The organism is Gordonia aichiensis NBRC 108223 (assembly GCF_000332975.1).
Classification (GTDB): domain Bacteria; phylum Actinomycetota; class Actinomycetes; order Mycobacteriales; family Mycobacteriaceae; genus Gordonia; species Gordonia aichiensis.
Genome location: NZ_BANR01000005.1, coordinates 121,147 through 138,907 on the forward strand (window position 1 = coordinate 121,147; position 17,761 = coordinate 138,907).

The following is a 17,761-nucleotide window of genomic DNA, read 5'->3' on the forward strand; positions in this document are numbered from 1 at the left end:
GTATGCCTGCGATCGGTCAGTTCATGACGAGGCCGCCGTCGACCACCAGGTTCTGGCCGGTGACCGCACGCGCCCACGGCGACAGGAAGAACAGTGTCGCCTCGGCGAACTCCTGGGGAGTCGTGACCGAGCGCAGCGGGGTCGACGCTGCGATCGCGTCGAAGATCTCGGGCGGTGTGGCTGAACTCGCGTCCGTGGTGCGCAGGAGTCCGCCCGAGACCATGTTGACGGTGATGTTGTCGGGCCCGAGGTCGGCGGCCATGGTGCGTGTCAACGCCAGAAGTGCCGCCTTGGCCGCGGTGTAGTCGTGGTACGGGACGACCGGGTTCTGCACGAGATTTGTCCCGATGTTGACTATGCGCCCGATGCCTGCTTCCCGCATGCCGGAGAGAACGGACTGCGTGACGGTGAGCGCGCCGCCGACGATCCCACGGAACTGTGCGTCGAGTTCAGTGGTCGTGATGGTGTCGGCGGTGGAGCGGGCGTCGCCGTTGAACGAGTAATCGGGCAGCGCGTTGTTGACGACCGCGGTGATCGGCGAGCCGAAGTACGCTCTCGTTTCGTCGACCATGGCGCGTACGGCTGCGGGATCGGTGACGTCTGCGCGCACGGCGAACGCGCGATCCCCGAGTTCGTCGGCGAGTGCCAGCGCCGCGGCGGCGCTGTTCCGGTAATTGATCACCACTCGGGAGCCCTCGGCGGAGGCGGCACGTGCGATGGCCGCGCCCAAACCTCGGCCGGCTCCGGTGATAACGACGACGTGCTCGGAAAGTGGTAGCGCTGCAGCCATTTTCGGACCATCCCTTCGCCAGTGCTAACTGGAGCAGGTTCTGCGGGTGTGATCTCAGCCGACCTCGTGTCGGCACCCCGTGTCAGTTGTGGCAATCAGATCGCACTCAGGTGGCGAACGCAAGCACCGCACAGAACTCGTAGCGTGAAGACGTGCGAGTTCTTTTATGGGGTGGTACCCACGCCCACGTCAGCGACCATCTCGCTGCTCTTGACGCACATCCCGCCGTAGGGATGGTCGACATCGTGTCCGCTGACCAGACACCGCACTGTCTCGCCTCCGTCGACGCAGTGATCCTCAACGGAAACACCACTGCTCACCTGCGCCAGGCGCGCGAGGTGGCGAGTGCTCACGTCGCATGCTTCATCGAAAAGCCGTTGGGATGCACTGAGGACGAGGCTCTGGTCGTTGCGGCAACGCTGCGGGACGTGCCGACGGCGACAGGCTTCTTCTTACACCACGTGCCTGCCGTGGCGCGATTCCTGGAGCTCCTTGCCGCGCCCCCTGTGAGTGCCTCGTTCACCTTCGGACACGACGGCAGACGTCGTGGCGTGTTCGACGGCGACGCGTCGTGGATGGTCGATCCCCGCAGCGGAGGATCGGGATCGTTTGTCGATCTTGGGATACACCTGACTCACCTCATTGATCTCATCTGGCCGAACACGGGAGTGGAGGTGATTGACACTGAGTTCTATTCAGCCGCTGATGGATTGAGTGACAGCGGTGGGCGAGCCTTGCTGCATGTCGGAGCTGCGGAGGTCCATGTCGAGGTGTCTGCAGAAGTCGCATTCGGATTCCATGTGGCAGCGCGTGATGATGTCGGTCGCCTCTATCGGGTCGACGACGAAACTCTGCGGGTGGACGACGACCTCGTCGTCGAGGCATCCGGCCCAGACGCCCGAACGGCATTGCTCAGCTTCCTTGACCAGCTCGCGGGCCGGCCGAATGGTTTGCGCCCCGCGTCTGTGGATGAGGCAGTCATTGCGCAGCGCAGTGTCGAAGCCATCCGAAGGGGGTAGATCCGGTGTTGCGTGGGATCCTCGGGGGCATTTTTGTACCCCTGCATCCCACACAACTGGAACCTGGCGCGAAACGAAAAGATCCCGCTGCGAACAGCGGGATCTCATGGTGCGCGATACTGGGATTGAACCAGTGACCTCTTCCGTGTCAGGGAAGCGCTCTCCCACTGAGCTAATCGCGCGGGTATGAAATTGGTGGTTTGGAGGTGGCGACGGGAATCGAACCCGTGTACACGGCTTTGCAGGCCGTTGCCTCACCACTCGGCCACACCACCAGATGCGAGTCGACTCGCGCCGAGCGGATGACGGGATTCGAACCCGCGACCCTCACCTTGGCAAGGTGATGCGCTACCAGCTGCGCTACATCCGCATGCTTCGCGAGCAGATCTTGTGGACCATTTGTTGCTCGCGATGCGATGCAGAACATTATCCGACGGACACAGTTATGCCAAATCGCCTGGTCATCGCGTTGCAAAGTGAGAACGTCCCAGGTGCTCGGTTGCGGATGGCCCCCGAAGTGCGCGCCCAGTCGCGATTTGGGTTACCGGCGTCGATCCGTGTAGTCTTTGCCCTCGTGCACCGACGCCTCGCGGCGTCGCGCGCGGTCCCGTGGCTCAGTGGAAGAGCGTCCCGTTCACACCGGGGAGGTCGCTGGTTCGATCCCAGCCGGGACCACCAAGTGTCGTTAGGCCCCGATCGTCCCCGGCGTGGGCTCGTAGGGCGTGAAGAACTGGTTGGCAGGCCCCTCCTCGATGGTCATCACGAGCGCTGGAACCGACATCCCGTCGATCTGCTCCCTGATGATGTCCGTGTGGCCGGCGTGGCGGGCGTACTCCTCGATCAGGTGAACAAGGAAGTAGCGCAGTCGAATCGGCTGGGCGTCGAACTGCCCGTACCACGGCGATGGCGGGGCAACGACGTCCCTGTCCGGATCGCTGGCCAGGATCGCGGTCCGCAGCTGCACGCGCGCGGCGTCGAAGTCGCGGAGCAGATCGTCGACGGACTCGTCCTGACCGACCACGAATGCGGCGAGGTATCGGGCGATTCCCGCATCGTCGACGACGGGCGCGACGACCGTGCCGGCGAGGCGGGCGACTGCCCCGAGCATGCCGTCGAGCACATGTTTGATCACTCCGCCGACTGAAAGCGCACTCCTGCAAGGGGTTTCGCGTAGCTGTGTCTCGGTCAGCCCCAAAACCGCTGCTCGAATCGCATCAAGTTGCTGGTCGACGTAGTTGGCGATCCCGGTCACTTCGTCGTCGCGCTGCGGTAGGTACATTGAGAGGGCTCCCATCAAGAGTTGTTTGAACTTCTGACGAGCCTCTCAACGATTGCGGTCAGTTTCGGTCCGCCATCGATGCTGGTTTCCGCTGCGGTGTTCCGCGTCTACCTGCTCGGTGTCCGCGAGCGGCTGCGGTGAACCGTTCGTGAGCTCGAGTGAATGCGCGGCGTCGCGCGTCGTGATGTTGGCGGTGCTCGTCCGTCGGCGGGTCGGCCGGCCCGGGCCTCAAAAAAGTAGGAGGAAGCTTCTTTTCGCGGGTTGTGCGCGTTTCCGCGGGTAGTTGCGCGGGGAAGGGCCGAAAACTCGGGGAAGGGTTCCTTCCCCGAGTTTCTGCCGCGCTCGCCGTCGGCGGGTCCGTCGGCGCGTCGACGAATGCAGGGAGGGTTTGCTCCGCCCCGACGACGCCTCACATCATCCGCGCAGCGGTGCCAGCGCAGCCGATAGCTTCACGATCTCGTCGAGTTGAGCCTTGACCACCGCACTCTGCTGCTCGCTGGGCTCGAAGACGCCGTCGTCGGTCAACTGCTTCTGCGGGAAGTTGATCTCGACGTTGCCCTTGGTCATCACCATACCCAGGGCCGACACGACGATCCGTAGTGCGACCTGGGCACGGGTACCCGCCGAATTTCCACCCCAGTTGACGAAGCCCACCGGCTTGCGGTCCCACTCGCTGTGCAGGTAGTCGAGTGCGTTCTTGATGGCGGGGGAGTAGCTGTAGTTGTACTCGGGGAACACGAAGAGAAATCCGTCCGCTGCCTCGACCCGGGCGCTCCAGGCCTTCGTGTGATCCTTCACGTAGTTCTTGAGTCGAGGATGGTTCGGCTCGTCCATGAACGGAAGGTTGAGTTCGGCCAGGTCGACGAAGTCCACCTCATAGCGGTCATCGGCATCGGCCGCAGCCTTGACCCATTCGGCGATCGGACCACCGATACGGCCCTCGCGGACACTACCGAGAATGATCATGAGCTTGGTCATGTGAGCTTCTTCCCTGTTCAGATGTTGTGCGCGGCGTGTGCGCCATCGATCGTAGTCAGCGCCGCGACTGCCGTACGAAGCCGTAGAGCGCGGCCCGGTAGCCACGTTCATAGCTCTGCGCGATGTCGGGTACGTCGCCGGATGCGAGTGCCGACGACGCGTGGTGACGAGCCCAAGCGGCCGGCATGGTGGCGAGATACGTTGTCGCGTCGTCGAATCCGCGTTGGAACGCCTCTTCGTCGAGCGTGTCATCGACGATCGGCGGCTGGGACGGTGCCGACGGGAATGCGACGATTCGGCCACTGGTCATCTGGTGGATCTCTTTTCTGCGAGGGTGCGGTACAGAGTGGCGCGGCTGACGCCGAGGACGGCGGCGATCGTCGGGACGGAATCGCCGTTGTCGCGAAGCCTCCGCGCCAGTTCGACTTGTTCATCGGTAAGAGCTCGAGGGCGTCCGAGATGGCCGGTTCGATGTCGGTCGCCGGGGGCACGCGCACGAGGGGTGGACGCACCCGCTTCCTCATTGACCACCGCGAGCGAAGCCAGGACGCCCACGAGTGTTGAGCCGGCATCGTCGTGAGTGCTCAGTCCTTCGCGGACGGCGTGGATTCCGACGTCGTGGTCGGTCAGTGTGCGGACCGTCGACATCACTTCGTCGAGCGAGCGCCCCAGGCGATCCATGCTGACGACGATCAGCAGGTCGCCCGGACGTGCGTAGTCGAGAAGGGCGTCGAAACCCGGTCGTTGTGCGACAACGCTTCCGGCTGCGGCCACGTCGGTGTAAATCCGACGACGCTCCACACCCAGCGCCGCGAGGGAATCGACCTGCGCTTCGAGTGGAGGCGCCATCGCGCTCGCCCGCGCATACCCGAGCAGCATGTGGGGCGAGAGCGGCGGAGGTGTCGCGGTCATGGGTTCCAACGTATCTCAAAACACGCGGAAATCTGAGATATCGAGTGCGGCGTTTCGAGATGTAGGAATGCGGGCATCGCGTCCGAGAGGCCTACTTTAGCGACTTGATTCGCACTAGTGTTGGACCGCGTACACACCAGTTGAGTGTCGCAAAAGTATGATTACGAGACGATCGTATGAAGTTATGAGAATCGTGTCGCACGTATCCGCACGATCGGGCTCGCTCGTCCGCAGTGTCGGCGTACTGTCCGCGAGCATGACGAGATCTCATCCGAAGACCCCCGTCGTGACGACCACCTGCGGCCCTGTCGCCGGTTGCGTGACCGGAGGAGTGGCGGCGTTTCTCGGCATCCCCTACGCAGCCCCGCCCGTCGGCTACGCAGCGTTCGACGCGCCCCGCCCCGTCGCTGCGTGGGCCGATGTGCGCCCGGCCATCGAGTACGGCCCGACTGCGCCGCAGGTGTCCTACCCGGCGCCGATCGCGGCGTTGCTCGACAACGTGATCGAGCTCGGCGACGACTATCTGAACCTCAACGTGTGGACCCCTGACCCCGGAGCGGGTGGGCTGCCCGTGATGGTGTGGATCCACGGCGGCGCATTCACACGCGGCTCCAACAGGCTGTCCATCTACGCCGGCGACACGTTCGCCCGCGACGGCGTGGTCTGCGTCGGCATCAACTACCGACTGGGCACTGCCGGTTTCGCGTCGGTGCGCGGAGGCGTCGAGAACAGGGGATTGCGCGATCAGATCGCGGCGCTCGACTGGGTACAGGACAACATCGCGAGATTCGGCGGTGACCCTGACAACGTGACGGTGTTCGGCGAATCGGCGGGTGCGATGAGCGTTGCGTCGTTGCTGGCGTCGCCATTGGCGCGGGGCCGGTTCCGACGCGCGATCATGCAGAGTGGCAACGGCAACGCGGCGGGCGATGTCCACGATGCGCGAAAGGTGACCGACCGACTGGCGGAGATCCTCGGCGTCGACGCGTATGCGGAGGTCTTCGCCGCTGTTGATCCCGATGCATTGATCGGCGCGCAGTCCCAGTTGGCTCTCGAGATCATGGTCAACCCGGACCCGGCGGTGTGGGGCGAGACAACCGTTACTCAGGGGATGGGCATCATGAGCCAGTTCCCCGTGGTCGACGGCGAGGTGCTCACGGCCGTCCCGCAGGAGGCGATAGCTTCGGGCGCAGGTGCCGACGTGCCGCTGATGGCCGGGTGGAATGCCGACGAGTTCCGCTTCTTCCTCGTCGCCTCCGGTGGGGCCGACGCAGTCACAGAACAGGGGGCCGCGGCTGTCCTCGGCCGGGTCGAGGGCGGCGTCGATCACCTGCGCGCCGGACTCGATTCAGGCAAAAGCGCGGGCGATGTGCTCGCAGAAATTCTCACCGCGCGCGCGTTCGCTGACCCGACAGCAGCGATCGCCGCGTCGCGCACGGCAGGATCGACGTACCTGTACGAGTTCGGATACCGCAGTCCCCAAGCCGACATCAGGGCTGGGCATGCCGTGGAGATTCCCTTTGTCTTCGACCATCTCGACCGGGCACATGCACTTGTCGGCCCCGAGCCGGATCAGCGGATCGCGGACGCAATGCATCGTGCGTGGGTGGACTTTGCAACGAGCGGCGATCCGGGTTGGATGCCGGGCCGTAGTAGAGATCGTGCGCGACTCTTCGACTGACGCGCGGCTTCACGTGGGTACGTAATCCGCTGGTCGAAAGCAGACATTCGTCGCGTTCGGCGATTCGGTTTCTGACCTGCGGCAAGAGTTCGTTACGGTGTCTGCATGTCGGAGAGCGTCACCCTCGCGCGACGAGCGTCGCCGCTGGTGCTCGGCTGGAAGCCCGTCGCTGTCGTCGGCGCGCTCGCACTACTGGCGATCGCGTTTCACATCTTCGTGATACCGATCGACGCCCGCTTCTACGGGCTGTTCGACAACGCCACCGACCTGTTTGTCTATCGCGCGGGTGGTCAGGTCGTACTCGACGGCAAGCCGCTCTATGAGTTTCCGGTCTCGGGTCGTCTGAGCTTCACATACCCACCGTTCTCGGCGGTGGTGTTCACCGTGTTCGCTCTGATGACCGCCCTGATAGCGAAGATCGTGTGGTGGGCGGCGATCTTCGCGGCCCTGGTGCTGACGGTGTATCTCGGCATGCGCACGCTCGGCTACCGCGCCGACCGGAGGCTTGCCGTATTCGCGGCCTGCGCAGCGGTGTGCGTCACGGTGCTGGAGCCGGTCCGCACGACGATCTGGCTGGGGCAGATCAACGTCTTTCTGATGTTCCTCATCCTGCTCGACCTGGTCTTTCTCGACCTCTTGCATCCGCGGTCGAGGTTGAGGGGGATCGGCGTCGGGATCGCGGCAGGGCTGAAACTGACTCCGGCGTTCTTCGTCGTGTATCTACTCGTTCTGCGTCGGTGGCGTGCCGCGGCGATGGCGGTCGTGGCCTTCGGAGTCACTGTCGCGGTTGGCTATCTCGTCATCGGCGCCGACGCGCACCAATACTGGACGACATATATGACGGGCGAGTCGCGCATCGGACGCGTGGACTCGCCTGCGAACCAGTCGGTGAACGGCTTCATGGCGCAGATGTTGGCCTATTTCGACATTCGAAGGTTCTCGCATCCGGCACCCGGCGGGCCGCTGTTCTCTGCGCCTGATTGGCTATGGGTGCCGGTGGCGCTCGTCGCGGCGATACTCGGCCTGTGGGCGGCAGTGGTGTCCTATCGCCGTGGGCGGCGACTGCTGTCGGTCAGCATCGCGGGAATGACGGCGGCGACGGTCTCACCGTTCTCCTGGGGACACCACTGGGTATGGGTGGTGCCGCTCCTGGTCGTTGCCTTCGATTTCGCCTATCGCGGTAGCCTCAACGGTCGCCGGTACTGGTGGCGATGGCTCGCGCCGCTGGCGATCTGTGCGCTTTCGTTCTCCTACTGGTGGAACTACTTCGGAAGCGGCCCCCACTATCGCGCCGACCACATCATTGCGATCGGCTTGTTCATGATGCCGCGCTATCCCGACCCCGGGGTGCTCGACCGTATCGCGGTGATCCTCTACTCCGGCTGCTACCCACTGATCCTCTTGTTGACGATCATCGTGACGCTCGCGGCCGAGTTCCGCGCGCGGAGAGCCGACGACCTGAACGAGGCAATCGAATCCTCGACCTCGTCGACGGTTGCCGCCGAGCCCGATTCGCCTACGTACCCTGAAACAATCGAGTCGTCGTCCGGCGTGGAGAGCCGCTCTGTCCCGGGCACAGCACCTGCGGAGAGTGGAGCACGGCGTGCCGACCTGGCAACAAGTACGGATTTGGAGTCGTCAGCGCAGATACGTCATCCGGCGTGACGCGCGGCTGAACCTGACCTACCGCATCGTCGTCGGCGTGGTGGGTGCCCTCGTGCTCGCGGGCGGGATCGTCGCCATCCCATACCCGGGTCCGGGCTGGTTGATCGTCTTCCTCGGGCTCGGCATTCTGGCATCGGAGTTCTCCTGGGCGCAACGGCTTCTACGGTTCGCGCGCAGCAAGTACGACGCCTGGCTCGACTGGATGAAGCAGCGCCACTGGTCGGTGCAGGGGGTATTCGGACTCGCCACGTGTGTGGTCGTGCTCGCCTCGCTGTGGGTCCTGGGCGTGTTCGGCACGGTGGGCGGATGGTTCGGCGTCGACGCGGACTGGGCGCAGAGCCCCATTCTCTAGGCGCAGGTCAGAAGCCGGGACGCGGTGCCCACGGCGTTCGCGCACGCGGATACGATTCAAGGGCAACCCAGGCGGCCCCACATTCGAGAGGCTGCAGACCAATTCACACGAGGAGCGATGACGTGCCCGACAACGCAATGGTGACCAGCCCAGCCACGATCCGTGTGCCGGCCGGGACCACCGCGGGCACGGCGCTGCGGGAGCATGACCTGCCCAACAAGGGGCCTGAGGCCGTCGTGGTCGTTCGCGATGCCGCGGGTCAGTTGCGCGACCTGTCGTGGGCTCCGGACCTCGACACCGACGTCGAACCGGTCGCGGCGAACACCGAAGCTGGGCGCAGTGTCATCCGACACTCCACCGCGCACGTGCTGGCCCAAGCCGTTCAAGACCTGTTCCCCGACGCCAAGCTCGGCATCGGCCCCCCGATCAAGGACGGCTTCTACTACGACTTCGACGTCGCCGAGCCCTTCACCCCCGAGAACCTGGCCGCACTCGAGAAGAAGATGAAGCAGATCATCAAGTCGGGCCAGAAATTCTCCCGACGCGTGTATGCGTCCAAGGACGAGGCACGGATGCAACTCGCGAAGGAGCCGTACAAGCTCGAACTCATCGACGACAAGGGCGCGGCCGACGACAGTGAGGTCATGGAGGTCGGCGGCGCCGAACTGACCGCCTACGACAACCTCAATCCGCGTACCGGCGAGGTGATCTGGTGCGATCTGTGTCGCGGACCACATGTGCCGACCACCAAGTACATCGCGGCATTCAAACTCACCCGCAGCTCGGCAGCGTATTGGCGAGGTGATCAGGACAACGCCGACCTCCAGCGCATCTACGGCACGGCGTGGGAGTCGTCGGAAGCACAGGACGCCTACCTCGAGATGCTCGCGGAGGCTGAGAAGCGCGACCATCGACGTCTCGGTGCGGAGCTGGACCTGTTCAGCTTTCCCGACGAGATCGGCTCGGGACTGCCCGTGTTCCATCCCAAGGGCGGCATCATCCGCACCGAGATGGAGGACTACTCGCGCAAGCGACACATCGCCGCGGGCTACCAGTTCGTCAACACCCCGCACATCACCAAGAGCAATCTGTTCGAAGTGTCGGGGCACCTCGATTGGTACGCCGACGGTATGTACCCGCCGATGCAACTCGACGCCGAGTTCAACGACGACGGCTCGGTGCGCAAGCCGGCGCAGGACTACTACCTGAAGCCGATGAACTGCCCGATGCACAACCTCATCTTCGACTCGCGCGGTCGCTCTTATCGCGAGCTTCCGTTGCGTCTCTTCGAGTTCGGCACCGTCTACCGCTACGAGAAGTCGGGCGTCATCCACGGGCTGACGCGCGCGCGGGGCTTCACCCAGGACGACGCGCACATCTACTGCACCCGTGAGCAGATGCGCGACGAGCTCCGCTCGCTACTGACCTTCGTGCTCGACCTGCTGCGTGACTACGGTCTCGACGACTTCTACCTCGAGTTGTCGACGAGGGACCCGAAGAAGTCGGTCGGCGACGACGAGAGCTGGGAGATCGCAACCAACACACTCGCAGAGGTTGCCGGCGAAAGCGGGCTCGACCTGGTCCCGGATCCAGGCGGAGCCGCGTTCTACGGTCCAAAGATCTCGGTGCAGGTCAAGGATGCCCTGGGGCGGACCTGGCAGATGTCGACGATCCAGCTCGACTTCAACCTTCCCGAGCGTTTCAACCTCGAGTACACGGGCCCGGATGGCGCCAAGCATCGGCCCGTGATGATCCATCGCGCGCTGTTCGGCTCGATCGAGCGGTTCTTCGGTGTGCTGACCGAGCACTACGCGGGTGCTTTCCCTGCGTGGCTGTCACCGGTGCAGGTCGTCGGAATCCCGGTGGCCGAGGCGTTCGTCGACCACCTGCAGGGCGTCGTGGATCAGCTGAAGGCCAAGGGGATTCGCGCCGAGGTCGACTACTCCGACGACCGCATGCAGAAGAAGATCCGCACGCACACCACGGGCAAGGTACCGTTCATGCTGCTCGCGGGTGAGCGCGACGTCGAAGCGGGCGCGGTCAGTTTCCGTTTCCGTGACGGCTCCCAGGTCAACGGGGTGCCCGTCGCCGACGCGGTGCGGCTGATCGACGAGTGGGTATCGGCTCGCCGCAACGAGTCTCCGACCAAGGAGCTGATCGAAGGTGCCGGACATGCCTGACGCCGACAACGAGTCGAGCGGTGGGGCCCCGACCGGCGGTGCTCACGCCGGTCAGATCCGCGATTGCGGCACCGGCGACCCCGATCGTCTCCAGCGACTGTGGAGTCCGCATCGGATGACCTACATCACGGCCGACCCTCCGGTCGTGAAGAAGGCGGCCGACGGTTCCGAGCTGACCGGTCACCCGTTCCTCGACATCCCGACGATGACCGATGAGGACGGTTTGATCGTGGCGCGCGGCGAGCACGTCTACGCGGTGCTCAATCTGTACCCCTACAACCCGGGTCACACCATGATCGTGCCGTATCGGCAGGTAGCCGACCTCGAGGCGCTCACCGCGGACGAGTCCGCCGAACTGATGACGTTCACCCAACGCATGATTCGCACCATCAAGAGGGTGTCGAATCCGAACGCGTTCAACGTCGGCCTGAACCTCGGCTACGCGGCAGGCGGATCATTGTCGGAGCACATCCACCAACACATCGTGCCGCGGTGGATCGGCGACGCGAACTTCATCACGGTTGTCGGCGAGACGAAGGTCATGCCACAGTTGCTGCGCGATACCCGTGCGCTGCTGTCGGATGCGTGGAAACAACTCGACGCGTGAGAAACGCATTACGGGGCCGGATCAACGCGCGACCGTGCTGCCGCGGCGCGCAGACAGAATCGGATGGTCGGGAAGGAGCGGTGCGGTGCTGAGCATTCGAGGCCGGGCGTCGGTGTCGAAGGTGACGCTGCCGCTCGGACGCGCGTTGCTGCGCACCGGGCTGACACCTGATGCGATGACGGTGATCGGGACGGTGGCCACGGTCGCTGCGGCGGTCACCTTGTTCCCGATGGGCCATCTGTTCTGGGGCACGATGGTCATCTGGCTGTTCGTGATGTTCGACATGCTCGACGGCGCGATGGCTCGGGCGCGGGGCGGCGGCACAAGGTTCGGGGCTGTGCTCGACGCCACCTGCGACCGCATCGCCGACGGTGCGATCTTCGCCGGTCTTGCGTGGTGGTGTGCGTGGACCGTCCCGCACCAGTGGTTGTTCGTCGCCACCATGATCTGTTTGGTGACCTCCCAAGTGATCTCGTATGCGAAGGCGCGTGCGGAGGCCGCTGGACTCTACGGTGACGGCGGCCTCATCGAGCGTCCGGACCGGCTGATCATCGTGCTCGTCGGCGCCGGGTTCACCGGCCTTGGCCTGTGGTGGGCGATCCATGTGGCGATGTGGGTTCTCGCAGTGGGCAGCGTGATCACCGTCGGCCAACGCATGTGGTCGATTTCCCGCTCACCGGGCGCCCGCGATCTCATCCCGCTCGCCGCCCCTGCCGAGACGGACTCTGCCGACGCCGAATCCGGGCCCGACGCCGGCAGCGATCGACGATGAGCCGCCTCGGCGGCTATTTGACCGACCTGGGCTACAGGGCCGGCTGGGCTGGCGTGCGGCTGATGCCCGATCGTTGGGGGAGAGCGGCATTCGAGGGTGCAGGCGGGCTGGTCGGGCGCCGCAACGGTGGCCCCCAGCAGTTGCGGCGCAATCTCGCGCGGGTGATCGGAGTCCCAGGACCCCAGGACGTACCCGACGACCTCGTCGCCGACGCGATGCGGTCCTACGCCCGGTACTGGTACGAGGCGTTTCGTCTACCTGCGATGGACTTCTCGGCAGCCGCCGAGTCGGTGCATCTCGACCACGCCGACGTCGAACGATTCGACGCGCTCTACCGCGAGGGCAAGGGTCTGCTTTTTGCGTTGCCGCACAGTGGCAACTGGGACATGGCGGGCGTGTGGCTCATCAATCACCTCGGCAGGCGGTTCTCGACCGTCGCCGAACGCCTCGAGCCGGAATCGCTGTTCGACCAGTTCGTCGCCTACCGCGAGAGCCTCGGGTTCGAGATCTTCCCGCTGACCGGCGGAGAGCAGCCCCCCTTCGGTTTACTTGCGGATCGTCTCAGGCAGGGCTCGGTGGTGTGTCTGCTCGCCGAACGTGACCTCAGCCGGCACGGGGTACCCGTGACGTTCTTCGGGGAACCCACCCGCATGCCCGCAGGGCCGGCGCGCCTGTCCATCGAGACCGGTGCGCCGTTGCTACCGGTCCATCATTCATTTCTCCCCGACGGTCGCTCGAAGATCATCGTCGGCGAGGAGATCGATGTGTCGGCAGGCGTCCAGGAGGCCACGCAGGCGATGGCCGACGACTTCGCCGTCAATATCGCGGCGCATCCGGCCGATTGGCACATGCTGCAGCCTCTCTGGGAGGCCGACTGGTCGGCGGATCGTCGAGCGCGGATCGAGAGCGCCGAATGAAGATCGGGATGGTCTGCCCGTACTCGTTCGACGTCCCGGGCGGTGTGCAGGCGCACGTTGTCGAACTCGCCGAGGTGTTCATCGACCGCGGTCACACCGTGAGTGTCCTCGCGCCTGCCGCCGACGACACCACCCTGCCCGACTACGTGGTGTCCGCGGGCCCGGCGTTGGCGTTGCCCTACAACGGCTCGGTGTCGCGGGTGTGCTTCAGTCCGCGCGGCTATCTCACATTGCGCCGCTGGATCGCCGAGAGCGAGTTCGACGTGTTGCACGTCCACGAACCGAATTCGCCGAGTCTGTCGATGTTGGCGTTGATGGTCGCGCTCGGACCGATCGTCACGACGTTTCACACCTCGACGTCGAAATCGTTGTGGTTGAAGACATTTCAGGGTATCTTGCGGCCGTATCATGAACGGATCGCGGGCAAGATCGCTGTATCCGAACTCGCGCGCCGGTGGCAGATGGAGTCGCTGGGTTCCGACGCCGTCGAGATCCCCAACGGCATCAATTGTGCAGGATTCGCCGATTCCCCGCCGTTGCCCGGCTACCCGCATCCCGGTCGGTCGGTCCTGTTCCTCGGACGCTTCGACGAGCCGCGTAAGGGCATCGACATCCTGATGCGCGCATTGCCCACGATCGTCGAGAGCTTTCCCGACGTGCGTGTGCTCGTCGTCGGCGGCGGCAACGAGCGAGCGCTGCGACGTCGTGCGGGCGCGCTCGCCGACCACCTGGTGCTGCTCGGACAGGCCGACGACGAGACCAAGGCGCGGGCACTGGCGTCCGCAGACGTCTACGTCGCCCCCAATCTCGGCGGGGAGAGCTTCGGAATCGTGCTGGTGGAGGCCATGGCTGCCGGTGCCGCGGTGGTGGCGAGCAAACTCGACGCCTTCCGACGGGTTCTCGACGACGGCCGTGCGGGAAAGCTCGTGGCCGTCGGCGCAGCTGACGAACTCGCCGACTCCGTGATCGCGCTGCTCTCCGACGACGACGCGCGGGCCGACCTCGTCGAGGCCGGTCGGGCGAGGGCCGCAAAGTACGACTGGTCGAGGGTGGCCGATCAGATACTGCGCGTGTACGAGACGGTCACCGTCGACGCGGGTCCTGTCGTGGTATCGGACTGAGTGGACCGACATGAATGCTGCATCACACCAACACTTCTCGTCGACGTCGAGTCTGGCTGACGCCGTGAGGTTCTCCGGGATCATGGTCTCGGGCACCGTCGCGTCGATCGTTCTCGTGGCGGTGGTTCTCGTCGTCGTGGCGGCGGCGTGGGCGTACAAGACGGCCAACCGTCTCGACCGCCTCAACGTGCGCGTCGATCTGGCCCGTCGGTCCCTCGAGTCAGCACTCGAGCGTCGTAGTGTCGTCGCGCGTGCGATCGCGGCGTGGATGGAGACGTCGGCCGATGAGCGAGACCGGGAGGCGGCCGCGAGGTTGGCAGCCGTGGCCGATCGTGCCGAGCGGGCGACTCCTGATCTGCGTGAGGAGGCCGAGAACGACGTGTCGGCGGCACTGGCCCGCACCGACAACGGTGCCCGTCCCGCATCGCTGTCGATCGAGCTCGCCGACGCGGAGACTCGGGTGATGATGGCACGGCGCTTCTACAACGATGCCGTCCGTGACACGCGGGCGCTGGCCATCCGTCGGCCCGTCCGATGGTTGAGGCTCGGCGGTACGGCAGCGCCACCCGCGTATTTCGAGATCTCCGAGCGGGTGGCACCGGACGAATCCCGCTGACAAGCGGCGAACCTGCGGCGGGGACGCGAACGTGTGTCGCCTATCCTTGACGGTTGAGAGCCCAGTGGATCGCCTATGGGCAGTGAACGTGAATTCAGGAGACATCAGTGAGTCGAATCCAGTCAGGGGAGAATCCCGCGACGGACGCAACTTCGTCGGTCAACGGGCACGCCGCTGCTGACTCGCAGCCGGGACACGGCACCGCACGCGTCAAGCGCGGCATGGCCGAGATGCTCAAGGGCGGCGTGATCATGGACGTGGTCACACCTGAGCAGGCCAAGATCGCCGAGGACGCGGGTGCGGTCGCGGTGATGGCGCTCGAGCGCGTCCCCGCCGATATCCGCGCTCAGGGCGGGGTGTCGCGGATGAGCGATCCCGACATGATCGACGGCATCATCAACACCGTCAGCATCCCCGTGATGGCCAAGGCGCGTATCGGGCACTTCGTCGAAGCGCAGATCCTGCAGAGCCTCGGCGTCGACTACATCGACGAGTCGGAGGTACTGACCCCTGCGGACTACGCCAACCACATCGACAAGTTCGCGTTCACGGTGCCGTTCGTGTGCGGCGCCACCAACCTCGGCGAAGCGCTTCGTCGCATCACCGAGGGGGCAGCGATGATCCGCTCCAAAGGGGAGGCGGGTACCGGTGACGTGTCCAACGCGACAACTCACATGCGCAAGATCCGCGACGAGATCCGACGCCTCACGTCGCTGCCGAAGGATGAATTGTACGTTGCAGCAAAGGAATTGCAGGCTCCATATGATCTCGTCGTCGAGGTCGCCACTGCGGGCAAGCTGCCGGTGACCCTGTTCACCGCCGGTGGTATCGCGACTCCTGCGGATGCCGCGATGATGATGCAGCTCGGCGCAGAAGGTGTGTTCGTGGGGTCCGGCATCTTCAAGTCCGGCAATCCGGCGCAACGTGCCGCCGCGATCGTGCAGGCGACGACGTTCTATGACGATCCGGACGTGCTCGCGAAGGTGTCCCGCGGACTCGGTGAGGCGATGGTCGGCATCAACGTCGACGACATCCCCGCGCCGCACCGCCTCGCCGAGCGCGGCTGGTAGCCGACATCGACGACATGGACACGCGCGCGCCGACGGCGGGTACGTCACTCGCGCGGGGTCGCTCCGCCGGTAGGATCTGCTGATTATGGACTCGGTGAGCATCGTCCGTGATTCGTCGCTGACCGGTAGCGACATCGTCGGAGATCTGCGACTCGACTGGTCGGTGTACAGCGACGTCGGACGTGTCCGTGACGCCAATGAGGACGCTGCGCTCGTGCTGCCCGGAAGGTACCTGCTGGCAGACGGCATGGGTGGTCACGAAAGCGGCGAGTTGGCCAGTGAGGCCGCGCTGCTGACCCTGGCGGAGGTGGAGCCCGCTGCCGAACTCGTCGGCACCCGGGCGGCGCTTGACCAACTGCTCGACGACGCGCAGCAACGCATCGGCAGTATCGATGGGTTCTCCGAGCGACGAGCAGGCACCACGGTCACCGGCGCTGTACTCGTCATCGACGACGACGTCTTGCACTGGCTGATCCTCAACATCGGCGATTCGCGGACGTACCGATATCAGAACGGGACGCTGCAATTGCTCACCCGCGATCACTCCCAGGTCCAGGAGTTCGTCGACGCCGGTGTGATCACTGCCGAGCAGGCTCGGATAGACCCGCGACGCAACGTGATCACCAGGGCACTCGGCGCGGGGATGGCCGAGCCGGACGCCGACTATTTCAGCACGCCGGCACTCCCCGGAGACGTGCTGCTCATCTGCTCCGACGGTCTGACCGGTGAGCTGCCCGATGCCGAGATCGCCGACATTCTCGCGGGCTCCGATTCCGCCGAGGATGCTGCGGCGAGCCTCGTTGACGCCGCGCTGTTCGTCGGCGCGCACGACAACGTGACCGTCATCGTCGTAGCCGTGCGCAACGACGAGTCCGTAGCGGCTGACCCCGCAGAAGCTGACTCCGTAGAGAGCGACGCGGGAGATGCTGACTCGGGTGGGCACAGCGTGATCGCGCAGAACGAGACGGCGACGTGACCGCGGTGTGGTGCACCCGCCGATGACCTCCGGGCAGGCTCCGCAGGTTCAGTCAGAGCGCGCCTTCGTCGACTACTGCGGCGAGCGCTATGGAATCCTGGCGGGTCGTCGGTTCTGGATCGGGCGGGAGGCGGATCTGTCGATCGACGACAACCCGTACCTTCACCGTCGATTCTTGTTGCTGCACAACGTGAATGGCTTGTGGTGGTTGAGTAACCGGGGCGCACATCTGTCTGCGAGCGTCTCTGCGGGTGATGTCGGATTCTCGGCCGTGCTCGGACCCGGCGCACGGATGCCGCTCGTGTTCGGACACACCACGATCGTGTTCTCGGCGGGTCCGACGACCTACGAGGTCGATGTCCACACGGTGACGCCGCAGGTCGACGCCGTGACTCAACCCGAGGTGGTCGGTGGCCAGATCACCCAGGGCGTCCCGATGTTGACCGAGAGTCAGAAGCTGCTCATCGTGGTGCTCGCAGAGGAGATCCTGCGTCGTGACGGCACGGGGGCCAGTGCGATACCGACCTCTGCTCAGGCCGCGGCCCGACTGGGCTGGTCATTGACGAAGTTCAACCGCAAGCTCGACAACGTCTGCGACAAGCTCGACCAGCTCGGCGTCAGCGGAATGCGTGCGGGCGGCGGAAAACTCGCAACCAACCGCCGCGCGAAACTGGTTGAGTACGCGGTGGCATCGCGGATCGTGACCCGCACCGACCTGCCCCTCATCGACGCAGAAGCCGCTCGCAACGCCTCTTCCTGAGCACGTGCGGCCCGCAAGTGGGCACGTGATCTCAGGCCACCACACGCGCTCTGCGGCGTCGGATGG

18 protein-coding genes, 4 tRNA genes and 1 riboswitch are annotated in these 17,761 nt (G+C 65.0%); of the genes, 14 read left to right on the forward strand and 8 right to left on the reverse strand.

Annotated features, from left to right (window positions below; translation table 11 throughout):
- Nucleotides 1–16: 16 nt before the first annotated feature.
- Entirely contained in the window at nt 17–790 is a 774-nt protein-coding gene (locus GOACH_RS07835; protein ID WP_005173069.1) for a 3-oxoacyl-ACP reductase, read from the reverse strand.
- Nucleotides 784–880: riboswitch (TPP riboswitch) on the reverse strand. (Overlaps the previous gene by 7 nt.)
- A 62-nt stretch (nt 881–942) precedes the next feature.
- On the opposite strand from GOACH_RS07835, the gene GOACH_RS07840 reads away from it, so the two are divergent.
- Nucleotides 943–1,809, forward strand: coding sequence for a Gfo/Idh/MocA family oxidoreductase (locus GOACH_RS07840; RefSeq protein WP_040518035.1), 867 nt, complete (start codon nt 943–945; stop codon nt 1,807–1,809).
- A 107-nt stretch (nt 1,810–1,916) separates the two neighbouring features.
- Here GOACH_RS07840 and GOACH_RS07845 read toward each other — a convergent pair.
- The 3 genes from GOACH_RS07845 to GOACH_RS07855 form a co-directional block, all read right to left on the reverse strand.
- Nucleotides 1,917–1,991, reverse strand: a tRNA-Val gene (locus GOACH_RS07845).
- Between the two features lie 19 nt (nt 1,992–2,010).
- A tRNA-Cys gene (locus GOACH_RS07850) sits at nt 2,011–2,084 on the reverse strand.
- Nucleotides 2,085–2,106: 22 nt separating this feature from the next.
- A tRNA-Gly gene (locus GOACH_RS07855) sits at nt 2,107–2,179 on the reverse strand.
- A gap of 233 nt (nt 2,180–2,412) precedes the next feature.
- Between GOACH_RS07855 and GOACH_RS07860 the strand changes: the two genes are divergently transcribed.
- Nucleotides 2,413–2,487, forward strand: a tRNA-Val gene (locus tag GOACH_RS07860).
- Between the two features lie 7 nt (nt 2,488–2,494).
- On the opposite strand, the gene GOACH_RS07865 is transcribed toward GOACH_RS07860, so the two are convergent.
- The 4 genes from GOACH_RS07865 to GOACH_RS07880 form a co-directional block, all read right to left on the reverse strand.
- A complete protein-coding gene (locus GOACH_RS07865) occupies nt 2,495–3,088 on the reverse strand; it encodes a mycothiol transferase (protein WP_040518037.1) in 594 nt (197 codons plus the stop codon).
- A 414-nt stretch (nt 3,089–3,502) separates the two neighbouring features.
- On the reverse strand, nt 3,503–4,066 hold the full coding sequence (locus tag GOACH_RS07870; protein WP_005173072.1) for an NADPH-dependent FMN reductase: 564 nt from the start codon (nt 4,064–4,066) through the stop codon (nt 3,503–3,505).
- Nucleotides 4,067–4,121: 55 nt separating this feature from the next.
- Nucleotides 4,122–4,376, reverse strand: coding sequence for a hypothetical protein (locus tag GOACH_RS07875; RefSeq protein ID WP_005173074.1), 255 nt, complete (start codon nt 4,374–4,376; stop codon nt 4,122–4,124).
- The gene (locus GOACH_RS07880) at nt 4,373–4,978 is read right to left on the reverse strand and encodes a recombinase family protein (protein ID WP_005173077.1); all 606 of its coding nucleotides are present in this window, start codon (nt 4,976–4,978) and stop codon (nt 4,373–4,375) included. The genes GOACH_RS07875 and GOACH_RS07880 overlap by 4 nt, the downstream gene beginning before the upstream one ends.
- A gap of 256 nt (nt 4,979–5,234) precedes the next feature.
- Here GOACH_RS07880 and GOACH_RS07885 point away from each other — a divergent pair, with 256 nt between their 5' ends.
- From GOACH_RS07885 to GOACH_RS07940, 12 genes are all read left to right on the forward strand, one after another.
- Complete coding sequence (locus GOACH_RS07885; RefSeq protein WP_040518093.1) at nt 5,235–6,659, forward strand: carboxylesterase/lipase family protein; 1,425 nt, start codon at nt 5,235–5,237, stop codon at nt 6,657–6,659.
- Between the two features lie 105 nt (nt 6,660–6,764).
- Nucleotides 6,765–8,324 carry a glycosyltransferase 87 family protein gene (locus GOACH_RS07890; protein WP_005173082.1) on the forward strand — a complete coding sequence of 520 codons (1,560 nt, stop codon included), beginning with the start codon at nt 6,765–6,767 and terminating at the stop codon, nt 8,322–8,324.
- Nucleotides 8,263–8,676: a TIGR02611 family protein gene (locus GOACH_RS07895; protein WP_005173086.1), complete on the forward strand. Its 414-nt coding sequence runs from the start codon at nt 8,263–8,265 to the stop codon at nt 8,674–8,676. Before GOACH_RS07890 ends, GOACH_RS07895 begins: the two co-directional genes overlap by 62 nt.
- Before the next feature lie 122 nt (nt 8,677–8,798).
- Nucleotides 8,799–10,856 carry a threonine--tRNA ligase gene (thrS, locus tag GOACH_RS07900; RefSeq protein ID WP_005173088.1) on the forward strand — a complete coding sequence of 686 codons (2,058 nt, stop codon included), beginning with the start codon at nt 8,799–8,801 and terminating at the stop codon, nt 10,854–10,856.
- Complete coding sequence (locus tag GOACH_RS07905; RefSeq protein WP_040518094.1) at nt 10,849–11,463, forward strand: ATP adenylyltransferase; 615 nt, start codon at nt 10,849–10,851, stop codon at nt 11,461–11,463. Before thrS ends, GOACH_RS07905 begins: the two co-directional genes overlap by 8 nt.
- 85 nt (nt 11,464–11,548) lie before the next feature.
- Nucleotides 11,549–12,235, forward strand: a complete 687-nt coding sequence (pgsA, locus tag GOACH_RS07910) for a phosphatidylinositol phosphate synthase (protein ID WP_005173093.1) — start codon at nt 11,549–11,551, stop codon at nt 12,233–12,235.
- Nucleotides 12,232–13,152, forward strand: coding sequence for a phosphatidylinositol mannoside acyltransferase (locus GOACH_RS07915; RefSeq protein ID WP_005173095.1), 921 nt, complete (start codon nt 12,232–12,234; stop codon nt 13,150–13,152). Before pgsA ends, GOACH_RS07915 begins: the two co-directional genes overlap by 4 nt.
- Nucleotides 13,149–14,273 carry a glycosyltransferase family 4 protein gene (locus tag GOACH_RS07920; protein ID WP_040518041.1) on the forward strand — a complete coding sequence of 375 codons (1,125 nt, stop codon included), beginning with the start codon at nt 13,149–13,151 and terminating at the stop codon, nt 14,271–14,273. Before GOACH_RS07915 ends, GOACH_RS07920 begins: the two co-directional genes overlap by 4 nt.
- An 82-nt stretch (nt 14,274–14,355) precedes the next feature.
- On the forward strand, nt 14,356–14,889 hold the full coding sequence (locus GOACH_RS07925) for a LemA family protein (protein WP_005173100.1): 534 nt from the start codon (nt 14,356–14,358) through the stop codon (nt 14,887–14,889).
- Between the two features lie 107 nt (nt 14,890–14,996).
- Nucleotides 14,997–15,959: a pyridoxal 5'-phosphate synthase lyase subunit PdxS gene (gene pdxS / locus GOACH_RS07930; protein WP_005173102.1), complete on the forward strand. Its 963-nt coding sequence runs from the start codon at nt 14,997–14,999 to the stop codon at nt 15,957–15,959.
- An 85-nt stretch (nt 15,960–16,044) separates the two neighbouring features.
- Nucleotides 16,045–16,935 (forward strand): PP2C family protein-serine/threonine phosphatase, encoded by an 891-nt coding sequence (locus tag GOACH_RS07935; protein ID WP_005173103.1) that lies wholly within the window; start codon nt 16,045–16,047, stop codon nt 16,933–16,935.
- Between the two features lie 22 nt (nt 16,936–16,957).
- Nucleotides 16,958–17,695 carry a hypothetical protein gene (locus GOACH_RS07940; protein WP_040518097.1) on the forward strand — a complete coding sequence of 246 codons (738 nt, stop codon included), beginning with the start codon at nt 16,958–16,960 and terminating at the stop codon, nt 17,693–17,695.
- Nucleotides 17,696–17,761: the final 66 nt, after the last annotated feature.

Bases quoted from the DNA above. Each gene is read 5' to 3' on its own strand.
- GOACH_RS07835 (WP_005173069.1), bottom strand. From the start codon at position 790: ATGGCTGCAGCGCTACCACTTTCCGAGCACGTCGTCGTTATCACCGGA.
- GOACH_RS07865 (WP_040518037.1), bottom strand. From the start codon at position 3,088: ATGTACCTACCGCAGCGCGACGACGAAGTGACCGGGATCGCCAACTAC.
- GOACH_RS07870 (WP_005173072.1), bottom strand. From the start codon at position 4,066: ATGACCAAGCTCATGATCATTCTCGGTAGTGTCCGCGAGGGCCGTATC.
- GOACH_RS07875 (WP_005173074.1), bottom strand. From the start codon at position 4,376: ATGACCAGTGGCCGAATCGTCGCATTCCCGTCGGCACCGTCCCAGCCG.
- GOACH_RS07880 (WP_005173077.1), bottom strand. From the start codon at position 4,978: ATGACCGCGACACCTCCGCCGCTCTCGCCCCACATGCTGCTCGGGTAT.
- GOACH_RS07885 (WP_040518093.1), top strand. From the start codon at position 5,235: ATGACGAGATCTCATCCGAAGACCCCCGTCGTGACGACCACCTGCGGC.
- GOACH_RS07890 (WP_005173082.1), top strand. From the start codon at position 6,765: ATGTCGGAGAGCGTCACCCTCGCGCGACGAGCGTCGCCGCTGGTGCTC.
- GOACH_RS07905 (WP_040518094.1), top strand. From the start codon at position 10,849: ATGCCTGACGCCGACAACGAGTCGAGCGGTGGGGCCCCGACCGGCGGT.
- GOACH_RS07915 (WP_005173095.1), top strand. From the start codon at position 12,232: ATGAGCCGCCTCGGCGGCTATTTGACCGACCTGGGCTACAGGGCCGGC.
- GOACH_RS07920 (WP_040518041.1), top strand. From the start codon at position 13,149: ATGAAGATCGGGATGGTCTGCCCGTACTCGTTCGACGTCCCGGGCGGT.
- GOACH_RS07925 (WP_005173100.1), top strand. From the start codon at position 14,356: ATGGTCTCGGGCACCGTCGCGTCGATCGTTCTCGTGGCGGTGGTTCTC.
- GOACH_RS07935 (WP_005173103.1), top strand. From the start codon at position 16,045: ATGGACTCGGTGAGCATCGTCCGTGATTCGTCGCTGACCGGTAGCGAC.
- GOACH_RS07940 (WP_040518097.1), top strand. From the start codon at position 16,958: ATGACCTCCGGGCAGGCTCCGCAGGTTCAGTCAGAGCGCGCCTTCGTC.